Source organism: Rosenbergiella collisarenosi (assembly GCF_018494085.1).
GTDB classification, from domain to species: domain Bacteria; phylum Pseudomonadota; class Gammaproteobacteria; order Enterobacterales; family Enterobacteriaceae; genus Rosenbergiella; species Rosenbergiella collisarenosi.
Genome location: NZ_JABBFP010000002.1, coordinates 312,630 through 327,501 on the forward strand (window position 1 = coordinate 312,630; position 14,872 = coordinate 327,501).

13 protein-coding genes and 1 pseudogene are annotated in these 14,872 nt (G+C 47.5%); 10 read left to right on the plus strand and 4 right to left on the minus strand.

Features of this window, described 5'->3' with window-relative positions; genetic code table 11:
- Positions 1-46 precede the first annotated feature (46 nt).
- From HGT70_RS04345 to yfcD, 4 genes are all read left to right on the plus strand, one after another.
- Positions 47-733: an ABC transporter permease gene (locus HGT70_RS04345; protein ID WP_214195005.1), complete on the plus strand. Its 687-nt coding sequence runs from the start codon at positions 47-49 to the stop codon at positions 731-733.
- Positions 730-1,437 (plus strand): histidine ABC transporter permease HisM, encoded by a 708-nt coding sequence (gene hisM, locus HGT70_RS04350; RefSeq protein WP_214195006.1) that lies wholly within the window; start codon positions 730-732, stop codon positions 1,435-1,437. Before HGT70_RS04345 ends, hisM begins: the two co-directional genes overlap by 4 nt.
- 10 nt (positions 1,438-1,447) lie before the next feature.
- A complete protein-coding gene (locus HGT70_RS04355) occupies positions 1,448-2,224 on the plus strand; it encodes an ABC transporter ATP-binding protein (RefSeq protein WP_214195007.1) in 777 nt (258 codons plus the stop codon).
- Between the two features lie 117 nt (positions 2,225-2,341).
- Positions 2,342-2,863 (plus strand): NUDIX hydrolase YfcD, encoded by a 522-nt coding sequence (gene yfcD, locus HGT70_RS04360; protein ID WP_214195008.1) that lies wholly within the window; start codon positions 2,342-2,344, stop codon positions 2,861-2,863.
- 43 nt (positions 2,864-2,906) lie between these two features.
- On the opposite strand, the gene pta is transcribed toward yfcD, so the two are convergent.
- Both pta and HGT70_RS04370 read right to left on the minus strand, forming a co-directional pair.
- Positions 2,907-5,042 (minus strand): phosphate acetyltransferase, encoded by a 2,136-nt coding sequence (gene pta, locus HGT70_RS04365; RefSeq protein WP_425328680.1) that lies wholly within the window; start codon positions 5,040-5,042, stop codon positions 2,907-2,909.
- Positions 5,043-5,096: 54 nt separating this feature from the next.
- The gene (locus tag HGT70_RS04370) at positions 5,097-6,299 is read right to left on the minus strand and encodes an acetate kinase (RefSeq protein WP_071430822.1); all 1,203 of its coding nucleotides are present in this window, start codon (positions 6,297-6,299) and stop codon (positions 5,097-5,099) included.
- A gap of 298 nt (positions 6,300-6,597) precedes the next feature.
- Here HGT70_RS04370 and yfbV point away from each other — a divergent pair, with 298 nt between their 5' ends.
- Both yfbV and HGT70_RS04380 read left to right on the plus strand, forming a co-directional pair.
- Complete coding sequence (yfbV, locus tag HGT70_RS04375; RefSeq protein ID WP_214195010.1) at positions 6,598-7,047, plus strand: terminus macrodomain insulation protein YfbV; 450 nt, start codon at positions 6,598-6,600, stop codon at positions 7,045-7,047.
- Between the two features lie 17 nt (positions 7,048-7,064).
- Complete coding sequence (locus HGT70_RS04380; RefSeq protein WP_071430818.1) at positions 7,065-7,703, plus strand: sugar phosphatase; 639 nt, start codon at positions 7,065-7,067, stop codon at positions 7,701-7,703.
- A 49-nt stretch (positions 7,704-7,752) separates the two neighbouring features.
- Here HGT70_RS04380 and yfbR read toward each other — a convergent pair whose 3' ends face one another.
- Positions 7,753-8,358 (minus strand): 5'-deoxynucleotidase, encoded by a 606-nt coding sequence (yfbR, locus tag HGT70_RS04385; protein ID WP_071430816.1) that lies wholly within the window; start codon positions 8,356-8,358, stop codon positions 7,753-7,755.
- A gap of 61 nt (positions 8,359-8,419) precedes the next feature.
- Positions 8,420-9,637: a pyridoxal phosphate-dependent aminotransferase gene (locus tag HGT70_RS04390; RefSeq protein ID WP_157725326.1), complete on the minus strand. Its 1,218-nt coding sequence runs from the start codon at positions 9,635-9,637 to the stop codon at positions 8,420-8,422.
- 819 nt (positions 9,638-10,456) lie between these two features.
- Here HGT70_RS04390 and HGT70_RS04395 point away from each other — a divergent pair.
- The 4 genes and pseudogenes from HGT70_RS04395 to nuoC all read left to right on the plus strand — a co-directional run bounded on the left by HGT70_RS04395 (position 10,457) and on the right by nuoC (position 14,872).
- On the plus strand, positions 10,457-11,389 hold the full coding sequence (locus tag HGT70_RS04395) for a LysR substrate-binding domain-containing protein (protein ID WP_214195011.1): 933 nt from the start codon (positions 10,457-10,459) through the stop codon (positions 11,387-11,389).
- 445 nt (positions 11,390-11,834) lie between these two features.
- Complete coding sequence (locus HGT70_RS04400) at positions 11,835-12,278, plus strand: NADH-quinone oxidoreductase subunit A (protein WP_071430810.1); 444 nt, start codon at positions 11,835-11,837, stop codon at positions 12,276-12,278.
- A 12-nt stretch (positions 12,279-12,290) separates the two neighbouring features.
- Positions 12,291-12,971, plus strand: coding sequence for a NuoB/complex I 20 kDa subunit family protein (locus HGT70_RS04405; protein WP_071430808.1), 681 nt, complete (start codon positions 12,291-12,293; stop codon positions 12,969-12,971).
- An 87-nt stretch (positions 12,972-13,058) separates the two neighbouring features.
- A pseudogene (gene nuoC / locus HGT70_RS04410) lies at positions 13,059-14,872 on the plus strand (NADH-quinone oxidoreductase subunit C/D).

Sequence of the window (14,872 nt, forward strand, 5' to 3'; positions counted from 1 at the left end):
GCGCGCGTGTGGCCGCTCTGCCTACTCAGGTTAAGAGAGGTCGTCGATGCTAGAAGGTTACGGGCAGGTTATTTTACAAGGGACAGGGATGACGCTAGAGCTGGCATTAGGCTCGTTAGCCCTTGCGATAGTGATCGGCTTAGGCGGCGCAGCGGCAAGGCTGTCGCCTTTCGTCGGACTGCGGGCCGTGGGAACGACTTACACCACACTGATTCGTGGGATCCCAGATTTAGTCTTAATGTTACTCATCTTCTATGGGTTACAAATGGTGTTAAACCAGATAACGCGCAGTATTGGAGTGGCGCATATTGATATCGCTCCCTTTCCAGCCGGTATTATCACGCTAGGGTTTATCTACGGTGCTTATTTTACCGAAACCTTTAGAGGTGCGGCGTTAGCGATTCCTACAGGACAGCGCGAAGCGGCGATCGCTTATGGGATGAGTCCTTGGCAGTGCTTTACCCGTGTACAGTTTCCTTTGATGATGCGCTATGCGCTTCCTGCCATCGGCAATAATTGGCAAGTGATCTTAAAAGCAACTGCACTGGTATCGATACTAGGCTTGGAGGAGTTGGTTAAGGCTACACAGCTAGCGGGTAAGAGTACTTGGCAACCGCTATTCTTTGCGTTGATCGCGGGAGCGATCTATCTGCTGTTCACAACGGTCTCACATTTTGTGTTATGGGGGCTGGCGCGCATCTATTCTGTCGGCGTGAAGAAGGTGACGTTATGAGTGCCATCCTTGAGCAATATTGGCAATCGCTCCTGTGGACGAATGGTTACCAGATGAGTGGATTAGCGATGACACTCTGGCTACTGGTGTTTTCCATGATCATCGGTGGTATCACTGCACTATTTCTCGCTGTTGGGCGAGTCTCGGCCTATCGATGGATCGCCACCCCCATTGCCTGCTTCACTTTTATTTTTCGGGGTACGCCACTTTATGTGCAGCTCCTGATTATCTACACCGGGCTATACACCTTGCAGGTGGTGAAGGAGCATCAGCTACTTAATGAGTTTTACCGCAGCGGATTGAATTGCACGCTGCTTGCATTGACGCTCAATACCGCGGCCTACACCACCGAAATTATTGCCGGCGCAATACGCGCGGTACCTGCTGGTGAAATAGAGGCGGGCAAAGCCTATGGATTGAGTGGCATAGTGTTATGGCGCTCCATTTTACTACCGAGTGCCTTACGTATTGCACTGCCTGCGTACAGTAACGAAGTTATTTTGTTACTCCATTCAACTTCGCTCGCCTTTACGGCAACGGTTCCGGATATTTTAAAAGTCGCGCGCGATATCAATGCCGATACTTATCAGCCCTTTACTGCTTTTGGGATCGCAGCCGTCCTTTACCTGCTGATCTCATGCGTATTACTGCTAGTGTTTCGCCAAGTGGAGAAACGCTGGTTACCCCATATCAGTTCACGCTAAGGGTTTATAGATGGGTGCAAGTGAAAAATTACGAATCGAACAGCTGCATAAATCTTATGGCCAGCATGAGGTACTCGCTGGAATAAGTTTGACAGCGAAAGAGGGGGACGTCATTGCCATTATCGGTGCCTCTGGCTCTGGAAAGAGTACCTTATTACGCTGCTTAAACTTATTAGAGTCTCCGAATTCTGGCGAGATGTGGCTCAACCAGCAACACATACCGTTAACGCCGGATCGAACACATCAACTAACGATTACGGACAAGCAACAGTTAAAAGCGCTGCGTACTCGTTTGTGCATGGTGTTCCAACATTTTAATTTGTGGAGCCATATGACGGTATTACAGAATGTCATCGAGGCACCGTGCAAGGTATTGGGATTGTCTAAGGCACAAGCCACCGCGCGAGCAGAGAGCTACCTAAGAAAAGTGGGTATCGACTCGGTGAATTGGAAAAAATACCCGGTCCATCTTTCGGGCGGTCAACAGCAACGCGTCGCGATTGCGCGAGCACTGACGATGGAACCAGAAATTATGCTGTTCGACGAGCCAACGTCAGCACTGGATCCAGAATTAGTCGGCGAAGTACTGCGGATCATGCAGCAACTGGCCAAGGAGGGTAAGACGATGATTATGGTCACTCATGAAATGGCTTTCGCGCGCGAGGTTGCTTCCCAAGTTATTTTTCTTCATCAAGGAAAAATTGAAGAGCAGGGATCGGCGGAGGCTATCTTCACTCGACCCCAGTCAGCACGTTTACAACAATTCCTCAGCAGTAACCTGAAATAGCGCAAAAAGCATTTCTTCTTAAGAGGAGAGATTGCGAAATTTAGATTAACTCATTACTCTAAGGGTAAATAAAAGCATAAAACGACGAGTCATCGCTCGCGTTGAAAAGGGTTAACCATGGTTGAACAAATGCCTGTAGGTCAAATCGAATGGGTGGATATTGTCGATGAGAACGATGATGTCGTTGCGACAGCTGCACGACAACAAATGCGTGCTGAGTCATTACGTCATCGGGCAACCTATATCGTTGTGACCGACGGCACAAGGCGTATTCTGGTTCAGCGCCGCGCAATGAACAAAGACTTCGCACCGGGTAAGTTGGATGCTACGGCAGGTGGGGTGGTGCAATCGGGGGAAGAGCTGTTAGCTTCCGCGCGTCGTGAAGCTGAAGAAGAGTTAGGCATCGCCGATGTCCCACTGGCGGAACACGGGAAATTTTATTTTGAAGACGAAGGTTGCCGTGTCTGGGGAAGTCTCTTTAGCTGTGTTTGCCACGGACCCTTTGCACTGCAAGACGGTGAAGTGACGGAGGTCTTTTGGATGACCCCTGAAGAAATTACGGCGCGTTGTGACGAATTTACGGATGACTCACTCAAAGCCTTAGCCCTCTGGCTAACCCGCAACAACGAAGGACGCTAGCCCTGCAAATTGCCCTCCCGCTCGTTGGCAGGAGGGTCAAGTACTAGTTTCGCTCTTCAGCCTGTTGAGATTGAATAGCGGTCAGCGCAATCGTATAAACGATATCGTCGACCAACGCTCCACGAGATAAATCATTCACCGGTTTACGCATGCCCTGTAACATCGGTCCTATCGAAATTAATTCTGCAGAACGTTGTACCGCTTTATACGTAGTGTTACCGGTATTCAGATCGGGGAAGATAAACACCGTTGCTCGGCCAGCTACCCGTGAATTCGGCGCTTTAGACTTAGCAACGTCTTCCATTATCGCGGCATCATACTGTAACGGACCATCGATAATCAGGTCAGGACGTTTTTCTTGTGCCAGGCGTGTTGCTTCACGTACTTTATCCACATCGCTACCACTCCCTGAATTACCGGTAGAGTAAGAGATCATGGCGACTCGAGGCTCAATACCAAACGCCGCGGCAGAGTCTGCCGATTGAATAGCGATCTCCGCCAGCTGTTCGGCATTAGGATCCGGGTTGATCGCACAGTCGCCATAGACCAACACTTGCTCAGGCAGTAGCATGAAAAATACCGATGACACGATGCTGCTCGTTGGCGCGGTTTTGATTAACTGCAGCGGTGGTCGAATTGTATTGGCTGTGGTGTGTACGGCACCGGAGACCAGGCCGTCAACTTCTCCTTTTTCCAACATCAAGGTTCCAAGCACAACGTTATCTTCCAGCTGTTCGCGAGCAACAACTTCAGTCATACCTTTATTCTTACGAAGCTCGACCAGTCGTGAGACATACTGCTCCCTCACGGCATGTGGGTCGACGATCGTGACGCCCTGGCCTAAGACGATGCCTTGAACTGAAGCTACCCGTTGGATCTCGGCCGGATCGCCCAATAATACGCACTGAGCAATATTACGCTCGGCGCAAATGGCTGCGGCACGTAACGTCCTCGGCTCATCGCCTTCGGGTAGTACGATCCGCTTGCCTGCTTGCCGAGCCAACTCGGTAAGCTGATAGCGGAAAGCAGGCGGAGAGAGTAGTCGGCTGCGCTCGGCGATGGAACCTAATGAATCGATCCACGGCTTATCAATGTGGCTGGCGATAAACTCCTGCACTTTTTCAATGCGCTGGGTATCATCGACCGGAATTTCTAAATTGAAACTCTGTAGAGTTAATGAGGTTTGCCAGGTATTGGACTTCACTAAGAATACGGGTAACCCAGTTTGGAACGCGCGCGCGCAGAGTTCATGAACCGCCGGGTCAATATGATAGCCACCAGTGAGTAGAATGGCACCAATTTCCACGCCGTTCATCGCGGCAAGACACGCGGCCACGAGTACATCGGGTCGATCCGCGGAGGTGACAAGTAGCGATCCTGGTCGGAACAGCTTGAGCATATTGGGCAAGCTGCGCGCGCAGAAGGTCACTGATTGAATGCGTCGTGTCGCGATATCGCCTTCGTTAATGAGCTCGGCCTTAAGGTGGCGACACACATCGACCGCTCGAGTAGCAATGAGGTCGAAACTCCAAGGGATAGCTCCCAAGAGAGGTAATGGGGATGCATGGCTGAGCTGGTCAATATTTATGTTGGCGATGGTTGCTTCATTCGTGTCGTCGAACATCTCTGAGAGGTCAGGACGTGTACGACCCTCTTCATCAATCGGCGCATTGATTTTATTAACAATCACCCCGACGATATTTTTATTTTTCCGTCCACCGAAACTGTTTAGCTGCAGTTCAATGCGTTCTCTAAGTTGGGCGGGGGTATCCGATCCTGGCGAAACGATAAAGATAATTTCGGCGTTGAGTGTCTTGGCTATCTCGTAATTTAACGTTTGTGCGAAGTTATTTTTACGTGTTGGGACCAACCCCTCAACTAATACAACCTCAGCATGTGCCGTATTATCGTGGAAATGTGCGATGATCTCTTCCATCAAGGTGTCTTGCTGGTCGTTGCTGAGAAGGTTCTCAGCGTAGCTCATGGCTAAGGGAGCAATCGCCGGGATAGACGAGGTTGCGTTAATGATCTCAGTGGTATGGTCCAGTGGTCCATCGGTATCGCGCGCTTGAGCAATCGGCTTGAAAACGCTAATACGCATCCCTTTACGTTCCATCGCGCGGATGACACCTAGGCTAACGCTGGTTAAGCCGACGCTGGTACTGAGCGGTACTAACATAATTGTTCGGGACAAAATAAGCTCCTCTTGAATTCTGTAAACGGGGACTTAATCTTAAGCGGTCAGTGAGGCAGCATCTTGTGCGATGACCCACTCTTCGTTAGTAGGGATTACCAATATGGGGCAGCTTCCCTCGCGGTGTATCGCGCCAGACTCACCAAATCGTGCCGCTAAGTTTTTATTCGCATCAACAAATAAATTTAGAAGTGCTAGCTTTTCAATCGTATATTCGCGAATTTTCGCCGAGTTCTCACCGATTCCCCCGGTGAATATAACGGCATCAAGTCGGCCTTCCATCATTGCGCTATACCCCCCGATATACTTAGCTAGGCGATGGCAAAACACCTCTAATGCGCGTTTTGCCTCGGGTTTATCAGAAAAATTGTCTTCGACATAGCGGCAATCACTGGTCACCCCAGTAAGCCCCAATAGCCCAGATTCTTTAGTGAGCAGTTGATTAATTTCTGCCACGCTCATCCCGAGATTGTCGTGGAGATAGAAAATAATCGCTGGGTCGATATCCCCGCTACGCGTGCCCATGACTAACCCTTCTAATGGAGTGAGCCCCATCGAGGTATCAACACAGCGACCATTACGAATTGCCGCAACCGAGCCACCATTACCTAAATGGCAAGTAATAACATTCAGCGATTCAACAGGCTGGCCGAGCTGTTTGGCGGCTTCGCGTGAAACATAAAAATGGCTTGTACCGTGGGCGCCATAGCGGCGAATACCATGCTGTTGATAGAGTTCGTAGGGAAGGGCATAGAGATATGACTCTTCAGGCATAGTTTGGTGGAAAGCGGTGTCGAAGACGGCCACATTTTTCGTCGCCAAGGCGGGAAAGTTTTTAAAAGCCTCGCGTATACCAATGAGATGAGCGGGATTATGCAATGGAGCAAAACAGATCGCTTGCTCGATCGCTTTAATCGTTTCATCAGTAATGACGACCGACTGAGTGAGGTGCTCGCCACCATGAACGATGCGGTGGCCGATAGAGGCGATCTTTTCAGACAGTTCAGGTGCGCTGGCGAGGATATGCTCAACGATAAAGGCCAATGCTTCACTATGGCTGGCCCCAGCGCCTAATGCCGCCTCTTGCTTGTTTCCCGCATATTTCCATTTAATGCGTGCTTCTGGAAGAGAAAAGCACTCAGCGAGGCCTGAGAGATATTCCGCGCCTGTCGTCGGATCGAGAATTGCGAATTTTAGAGAGGAACTGCCACAGTTTAGAACCAGAACTAAGTTATTCGACATAAACGCACCTATAATTTTACTGTGTGAGCAACACCCCGACTGATGGGGATCGTCATTACTATCATTACTGCTACTATACACTGGTCAGTAGGGATAACTATGTTCCAAGGCAATATCCGCGTGATAGGTGAGACTATCCGCAATCATCAGTGTAAGTTTGTGTCATCTTTCTCATCGTTCAGTGGGGGTGATGTTATCCTAAAGCCATCACTGCATTAAGAAAGCGTGGAGCGAATGGTACTCCCAATCATTCGTTATTTACAATTTTTCGAACCTATCGGCTTTTGAGGCAAATACTATGAACGACACGCATCGCCCCGGGATGTTTACCACGCTGCGTCTTGGGAAGAAATATATGAAGAGCTGGCCATTAGAAAAGAGCTTATCCGCTATTTTTCCAGAAAATAGAGTGTGTCGCGCAACACAATTTGGTATTCGTTTTATGCCGCCCATTGCGGTATTCATCCTCTGCTGGCAGATTACCTTTCATGCTCAAATAGGACCGGCAATTGCCACGGCGGTCTTCGCCTGTAGTCTACCGATACAAGGGCTCTGGTGGCTGGGGAGACGCGCGGTTAAACCCTTACCTTCCGTTACCTTAGAGTGGTTTCACACCATTCGCGAAAAGTTACACACCTCGGGGCATATCGTGACGCCTCCTCAGGGAGAAGTGACTTACCAACATTTAGCTGAATTGTTAATGCGGGCTTTTAAGCAACTGGATAAAGCCTTTTTTGATGAACTCTAGTAATAAGGTGATCGACTATGTATAAAGGATTTCTCTTTGACTTGGATGGCACGTTAGTAGATTCGTTGGCGGTAGTGGAAACGGCATGGTCGCAGTGGGGCGAACGCCATGGTATTGCGGCGGCTGATATTCTGGCATTTATCCACGGTAAGCAAGCTATCACCTCATTAAGGCACTTCTTACCTCATGCCGACGAGGCGTTGCTACGAGAAGAGTTCCTGTGGCTTGAGCGTTTGGAGTCCTCGACGACAGAGGGAATTGTGGCGTTGCCCGGCGCTCGCGAATTATTGACCCAGCTGACGGCACAGCAGATCCCTTGGGCGATTGTCACCTCGGGAAGTTCACCCGTCGCCAGCGCCCGTTATACAGTGTTAGACCTCCCTCAGCCTGAGGTATTTATTACTGCTGAGCAGGTGGCTAATGGTAAGCCTCACCCCGATCCTTACCTACTTGGGGCTAAGCGACTGAATCTCTCCCCCGAACATTGTGTGGTGGTAGAGGACGCGGCGGCAGGGATTGAGGCAGGTTTGGCTGCTGGCTGCGCCGTGGTCGCGGTCAATCCTGCCCAAGATGCTGCGCACCTTGCTGCTACATTACGTCTCAAGACGTTACATGAACTCGCCATCCATCTACAGCCGCACGGTTTCAGTTTATAACTGTGTTAGGCGATTGATGAGGGTATCGGGTATCCGATACCCGCTTGAATCATTGATAATTTTCGGAGATACGATCGAGGGTTGTAGTACAACTAGCGGCAAAAATCTCCATAAAATCATTCACCTCGGGCATGGTTTCCCTAAGATGGTTCAGTCTCTCTTCAAGCCCTTCTTTGACATGCACAAATTCATCGTTGTTAAAGCGTAGCTCATTAAGCGTTTTAATATATGCCGCTAAAATATCCGCCGCTTTGACAATTTTTTTATATTCCTGATCAACATTATCTTGAATGATTAATCCGGAAAATGCGTCACGCAGATCCTCGGGCAGCGTTGTCAAACACTCCTGCTCTGCAATTTTTTCAAGGTGTTTAAAGGCCTGGGTAAATTCGGGGTTGTGATATTTAGTTCGAGAATTTATATCTTGTAATTTGGTTTCAGAAACTTCGTGGTACAGGGCAACGACGGCTGCACGGTCGGGATTGAGTGGATTACCGTAACGTTTATTACCGATTACGGTAAGTAAATGGGCGATAACGGCCACTTGATGACTATGCTCTGCAACATTTTCTTTCTGCACACAATGCATTAGCGCCCAGCGCTTGATGAGAGGCATGCGCGTGATCCACGCCATGAAAGTACTTTGAATCGGCATTTAATCCCCTTAACCCGTTGAATAAAAAAAAGACGCCTTCAGGCGTCTTAGGTATGAAGCATTATTGGTGATAGTGACTAAGAAAGCGACCAAATTTATTAATAGCCATCTCGAGATCATCGACTCGCGGGAGCGTAACAATCCGGACGTGATCCGGCCACGGCCAATTGAAGGCACTACCTTGTACGAGGAGAACTTTTTCTTGCAGCAGAAAGTCGAGAACCATTTTTTGGTCGTCGTAAATATTGAATTTTTTGATATCGATCTTAGGGAACATGTAGAGCGCGCCCTGAGGTTTGACACAACTCACACCAGGGATCTGATTGATTAATTCCCATGCCCGCTCACGCTGTTGGTAAAGACGACCTTCAGGAGCGATAAACTCGCTGATACTCTGGTAACCACCGAGCGCTGTCTGAATTGCGTGCTGCGCAGGAACGTTGGCGCATAGACGCATTGAGGCCAACATTTCCAATCCTTCTATATAACCTTTTGCGTGTTTTTTAGGTCCATTTAAAACCATCCAGCCCTGACGAAAACCGGCGACACGGTAGGTTTTAGAAAGACCATTAAAGGTTACCGTGAGAAGATCCGGCGCTAACGCTGCAATCGAATGATGTTGGGCTGCATCATAGAGAATCTTATCGTAAATCTCGTCGGCAAAAATAATAAGATTATGTTCGCGGGCAATTTTAACGATTTCGATGAGCAGTTCCTTACTGTACACCGCCCCGGTAGGATTATTAGGGTTGATGATCACGATTCCGCGGGTACGCGGCGTGATTTTGGCACGAATATCGTCAAGGTCGGGAAACCAATCGCTGCCTTCATCACAAAGATAGTGAACGGCTTTACCGCTAGACAGTGATACCGCTGCGGTCCACAGCGGATAATCCGGAGCAGGCACGAGCATTTCGTCGCCGGTGTTGAGAAGTGCCTGCATCGATTGGACGATAAGTTCCGAAACACCATTACCAATATAGATATCTTCTACGGTAACGTCTCGCATCCCCAGTGCTTGGTAGTGCTGCATAATCGCTTTACGCGCTGAATAAAGACCTTTTGAGTCGGAGTAACCTTGTGAAGTCGGGAGGTGTTTAATGACATCGACTAAAATTTCGTCAGGCGCCTCAAAACCAAAAGGGGCAGGGTTGCCAATGTTCAGCTTAAGAACTTTATTACCCTCTTCTTCAAGCCGCTTAGCTTCTTTCAATACAGGGCCACGAATGTCGTAACATACATTCTCTAATTTGGCAGATTTTTCTATTTTTATGCTCATGGGCTTCATCTCGGCTTTAGAAACGGGAAATGGCTATGAAGGAGTCTTCTCCCCATAAATGTACTCTGGTCAGAGAGTTAAATGAAGTGCCCTCACCGGGCTAACGTCGATTACAGAAGGGATATCTACATTTGCAGTATTTTATTCCAAAAAAACAACCTAAACAAAATAAAGCTCCGCTTTTAGCGGCGAGCCTCTGAGCAACACTCGATCTGATTACCAGCAAATATTAATGAATACTTAGTGGGCTAATTTCTTAGAGTCATGTTAATAGAAAAGAAAATATTACAAGAATTTTCAAACCTCTTTTAGCTATTAATTTTATTTAGCAATTGGAAGAAGTAACTGAGAATTTTATATCTAATTATTAATTTGTCTTAAATGTTTTTCGAGTATTAGTTATTAATAATGGAGTATGAAATTATTAACGATCATATGATTTCTTGTAATTCGCTCGGGTTACACGAAGAAGACTCGCTCAACCTAGCAGAATATGAACTAAGTCAAGAAAAGGACAGTTTTATTGAAAAAAAATTCCAATTAGTGAAGAAAAATGATTAAGTCGAATTAACAGTTAAACACTTCTCGTACAAGGAGTATTAATTTAATAGCCATCTATCCTCCTCATCTTTCATTGCTGTCTGATTGTCGAAGTGCGGCTGAAAATGGATTTTTAAGCAAGTATAGGGATGACTAAAGGAAGATTATCACTCATTAACGTGATGGTTTTTCCCCATAATAGTTTGAAAGTGGACGATATTTACCAGTAATAACCAACACCAGTGTAATACTCAAATAAAATCAAAAAAGTGAATAATTATGACAATCCACAATAATATATCGATTAATCTCGATCTTGATCTGTTACGTACTTTTGTCGCGGTGGCGGATCTAAACACCTTTGCCGCAGCGGCATCAGCGGTCTGTCGTACCCAGTCTGCAGTGAGTCAACAAATGCAGCGCTTAGAGCAAATTGTAGACCGTGAGCTTTTTGCTCGTCATGGTCGCAATAAATTGCTTACGGAGCACGGAATACAATTACTGGGCTATGCGAGAAAAATACTCCGCTTTAATGACGAAGCTTGCGCATCACTGCAATATAGTAATGATCAAGAGAAATTAATTATTGGAGCGACAGAAGATACGTCAGAAAGTTTATTACCCTTCATGTTAAATAGAATCACCGCGCTCTATCCTAGTTTGGACATTGAAATTCGCGTGAATAGAACCGAGGCTATTTTAGCCCTGCTTGCGCAACAGGAGATTGATATTGCGCTGACGACTCAGGGTGACCCGCGCTTTGAGCAGCAGATTCTACGAACCTCACCCACGCTGTGGTTTTGTGCGGCAGATTTCGCGATTACAGTTGGCGAAGCAATCCCTCTCGTTATTCAGAATGAGGGTGAATTATTTAGGGAACTCGCAATTAATGCACTTGATGCCCACCAAGTACCTTGGCGGTTTGCTTATGTGGCCAATTCTAAAGCCGCGATCAATGTTGCGGTGAAAGCAGGACTCGGAGCAACCGCAAGGCCCGCTGAAATGCTTAACCCTGAATTACGTGTGCTCGGCGCTGCGGAAGGATTACCCTCGCTTCCTGATACTCAATACTTACTTTGTCGTCAACCTCAAGGTGAAAAGGCATTCGTTCGTTCTTTGTTTAACGTTTTGGCGCCCATCCCTGACTCTGTTCAACGGGTGATCAGCATGGCGTTACCTGATCAAGACGTTTATGAGTTAGAAGAAGGGTAGTACTCACCTCCCAATGTTACGACGCTGAAAGCGATTCGCTTCCTGAGTAGGGGCTATCGACTCATTTTAGATGCTTCTCGATGAGGGAAGCCTCTGTGACCCGAAAGTATTTATCGAAGTGAATTATGAGTCAGATCAAAAAAACCTTACTTATTGTGCGTGAAAATTCTTATAAACCTGCCAAACTTGCTTAAGGTTTCTTTTGAAAATGTGACGAAGGCCCAAGGTTAAAGCTTTACATTCTATGTTTGTCAATTGTTAAAAAATATTTATATTTACCCCCTTAGGTTGACAGAAGGTTATGAAAAGGAGTAAAAAAAACCTATAAAAACACTGTTATGTTATATTTAACAGACATTACTAAAAGGTGTTACACCTTCCGTAAACTTTTGTGGTCACTCCTTGCGCAGTTTTGCAAACTGTCATCCACACTTGAAGAGTAAGCATGAGTATGTCAACCACTACCGAAGTTATCGCTCATCATTGGGCTTTTGTCGTTTTTGTCGTCATTGCATTTGGACTCTGTGCATTCATGCTAACCGGGGGTTGGTTGCTGGGTGGAAGAGCTAAAGGCAGATATAAAGATACTCCATTTGAATCGGGGATCGATCCTGTCGGATCTACCCACCTTCGCCTCTCTGCTAAATTTTATCTTGTCGCAATGTTCTTCGTCATTTTCGATGTCGAAGCGCTATTTCTTTACGCTTGGTCAGTCTCTGTTCGTGAAAGTGGCTGGGTAGGCTTCGCCGAAGCGGCAATATTTATTCTTATTCTGTTAGCCGGATTAGTTTATCTCGTGAGAACGGGTGCACTCGATTGGGCGCCAGCACGTCGTCGTATTGTCGTCAAATCAGAGAACGGACGCGGCAATTCTCCTCAAAAGTTATAGAGAGGCATTAAGATGGATTATACACTCACCCGCGTAGACCCCAATAGCAATGGTGAGAACGATCGCTATCCTTTGCAAAAGCAGGAAATTGTCAGCGATCCTCTTGAACAGCACGTCCATAGAAGCGTTTACATGGGTAAGCTGGAACATGCACTTCACGATATGGTGAACTGGGGCCGTAAAAATTCTTTATGGCCTTACAATTTCGGCCTCTCTTGCTGTTACGTCGAAATGACGACTTCGTTTACCGCTGTCCACGATGTGGCGCGCTTTGGTGCTGAAGTTATGCGCGCATCTCCGCGACAAGCTGATTTCATGGTTATTGCGGGCACGCCTTTCACCAAAATGGCACCGGTTATACAACGTCTCTACGATCAAATGTTAGAGCCTAAATGGGTGATATCCATGGGCGCGTGCGCTAACTCAGGTGGCATGTATGACATTTATTCTGTGGTACAGGGTGTCGATAAATTTCTGCCGGTTGATGTTTATATTCCCGGCTGTCCTCCTCGTCCGGAAGCGTACATGCAAGCGTTGCTTTTATTGCAGGAATCGATCGGTAAAGAGCGCCGCCCTCTATCATGGGTGGTCGGTGATCAAGGGGTTTACCGCGCAAATATGCAATCGGAACGTGAGCGCAAGCGTGGCGAGCGTATCGCGGTGACTAACCTGCGTACCCCAGACGAAATTTGACCTGAAACCATTGGGCGGCGTTAGGAATAAAAACAATAACTCCTTCGCCTGATGGCTGCCTTCTTTGTCGTGCCTCTACTGGCCGGAATGGTGAACAACGTATGACAGATATTAATATGCAACAGCAGAATACTGCTGCTTGGCAGACACAAGACCACTTGGATGATCCAGTGGTCGGTGAACTGCGCAATCGTTTTGGGCCGGATGCTTTTACGGTTCAACCTACGCGTACCGGAATTCCCGTAGTATGGGTACGCCGTGAGCAGTTATTAGAGATAATCAGTTTCTTACGCCAAGTCCCTAAACCTTACGTCATGCTCTACGACCTGCATGGCGTTGATGAACGTTTAAGAACTCATCGCCATGGACTTCCTGAAGCCGATTTCTCGGTGTTCTACCACTTTATTTCGATTGAACGTAATCGCGATATTATGTTGAAAGTGGCCTTAGTCGAACGCGATCTCAACCTCCCGACGCTGACAAAAATTTTCCCAAATGCCAACTGGTATGAGCGTGAAACCTGGGAGATGTTTGGTATTACCTTCGAAGGTCATCCACACTTGACGCGTATCATGATGCCCGATACTTGGACGGGTCACCCATTACGCAAAGATTACCCAGCGCGAGCCACCGAATTCGATCCCTTTATGCTGACTAAAGCAAAAGAAGACATGGAGATGGAAGCGTTAACGTTCGATCCTGAAAAGTGGGGAATGAAGCGCGGTACCGCTAACGAAGATTTCATGTTCTTGAACTTGGGACCGAACCACCCCTCAGCGCACGGTGCTTTTCGTATCATCTTACAACTCGATGGTGAAGAAATTGTCGATTGTGTCCCTGATATTGGCTACCACCACCGTGGCGCCGAAAAAATGGGTGAGCGTCAATCTTGGCATAGCTATATCCCGTATACCGACCGTATTGAATATTTAGGCGGCTGCGTTAATGAAATGCCGTATGTGTTAGCCGTAGAGAAACTGGCTGGCATTACAGTGCCTGAAAAAGTAGACGTCATTCGCGTCATGCTTTCTGAACTCTTCCGCATCAATAGTCATCTTCTGTATATCTCGACCTTTATTCAAGACGTCGGGGCGATGACACCTGTCTTCTTTGCCTTTACCGATCGTCAGAAAATTTACGACGTGGTGGAAGCGATTACAGGCTTTCGGATGCACCCAGCATGGTTCCGTATTGGCGGGGTTGCTCATGATCTGCCGAAAGGGTGGGAACGGCTACTGCGTGAGTTTTTGGATTGGATGCCTAAGCGACTCAAAGAATACGACAAGGCAGCGTTACGTAACTCAGTATTAGTGGGGCGTTCGAAAGGGGTTGCCGCTTATAACCAAGAAGAAGCATTGCGCTGGGGGACTACCGGGGCAGGCCTTCGTGCGACCGGCTTAGACTTTGACGTGCGTAAATGGCGTCCTTATTCCGGCTATGAAAACTTCGATTTCGAGATCCCGGTCGGTGATGGTATCAGCGACGCATACAGTCGTGTTCAGCTTAAAATGCAAGAAATGTGGCAGTCTTTACGCATACTCGAACAGTGCTTGAAAAATATGCCTGAAGGGCCGTTTAAGGCAGACCATCCGCTGACCACGCCACCGCCTAAAGAGCGTACGTTACAGCATATTGAAACGCTGATTACCCACTTCTTACAAGTTTCGTGGGGACCGGTGATGCCCGCCAACGAATCATTCCAAATGATCGAAGCGACGAAAGGTATCAATAGCTATTACTTAACGAGCGATGGTTCGACCATGAGTTATCGCACCCGGGTTCGTACTCCTAGCTTCCCTCATCTGCAACAGATCCCTTCGGTGATCAACGGCAGTTTGGTATCAGACCTTATCGTCTATCTAGGCAGTATCGATTTTGTTATGTCAGATGTGGACCGCTAA

Excerpts from the sequence above, each read along its gene's own strand:
- HGT70_RS04345 (WP_214195005.1), top strand. The coding sequence starts at position 47 with ATGCTAGAAGGTTACGGGCAGGTTATTTTACAAGGGACAGGGATGACG.
- hisM (WP_214195006.1), top strand. The coding sequence starts at position 730 with ATGAGTGCCATCCTTGAGCAATATTGGCAATCGCTCCTGTGGACGAAT.
- HGT70_RS04355 (WP_214195007.1), top strand. The coding sequence starts at position 1,448 with ATGGGTGCAAGTGAAAAATTACGAATCGAACAGCTGCATAAATCTTAT.
- yfcD (WP_214195008.1), top strand. The coding sequence starts at position 2,342 with ATGGTTGAACAAATGCCTGTAGGTCAAATCGAATGGGTGGATATTGTC.
- pta (WP_425328680.1), bottom strand. The coding sequence starts at position 5,042 with ATGTTAGTACCGCTCAGTACCAGCGTCGGCTTAACCAGCGTTAGCCTA.
- HGT70_RS04370 (WP_071430822.1), bottom strand. The coding sequence starts at position 6,299 with ATGTCGAATAACTTAGTTCTGGTTCTAAACTGTGGCAGTTCCTCTCTA.
- yfbV (WP_214195010.1), top strand. The coding sequence starts at position 6,598 with ATGAACGACACGCATCGCCCCGGGATGTTTACCACGCTGCGTCTTGGG.
- HGT70_RS04380 (WP_071430818.1), top strand. The coding sequence starts at position 7,065 with ATGTATAAAGGATTTCTCTTTGACTTGGATGGCACGTTAGTAGATTCG.
- yfbR (WP_071430816.1), bottom strand. The coding sequence starts at position 8,358 with ATGCCGATTCAAAGTACTTTCATGGCGTGGATCACGCGCATGCCTCTC.
- HGT70_RS04390 (WP_157725326.1), bottom strand. The coding sequence starts at position 9,637 with ATGAGCATAAAAATAGAAAAATCTGCCAAATTAGAGAATGTATGTTAC.
- HGT70_RS04395 (WP_214195011.1), top strand. The coding sequence starts at position 10,457 with ATGACAATCCACAATAATATATCGATTAATCTCGATCTTGATCTGTTA.
- HGT70_RS04400 (WP_071430810.1), top strand. The coding sequence starts at position 11,835 with ATGAGTATGTCAACCACTACCGAAGTTATCGCTCATCATTGGGCTTTT.
- HGT70_RS04405 (WP_071430808.1), top strand. The coding sequence starts at position 12,291 with ATGGATTATACACTCACCCGCGTAGACCCCAATAGCAATGGTGAGAAC.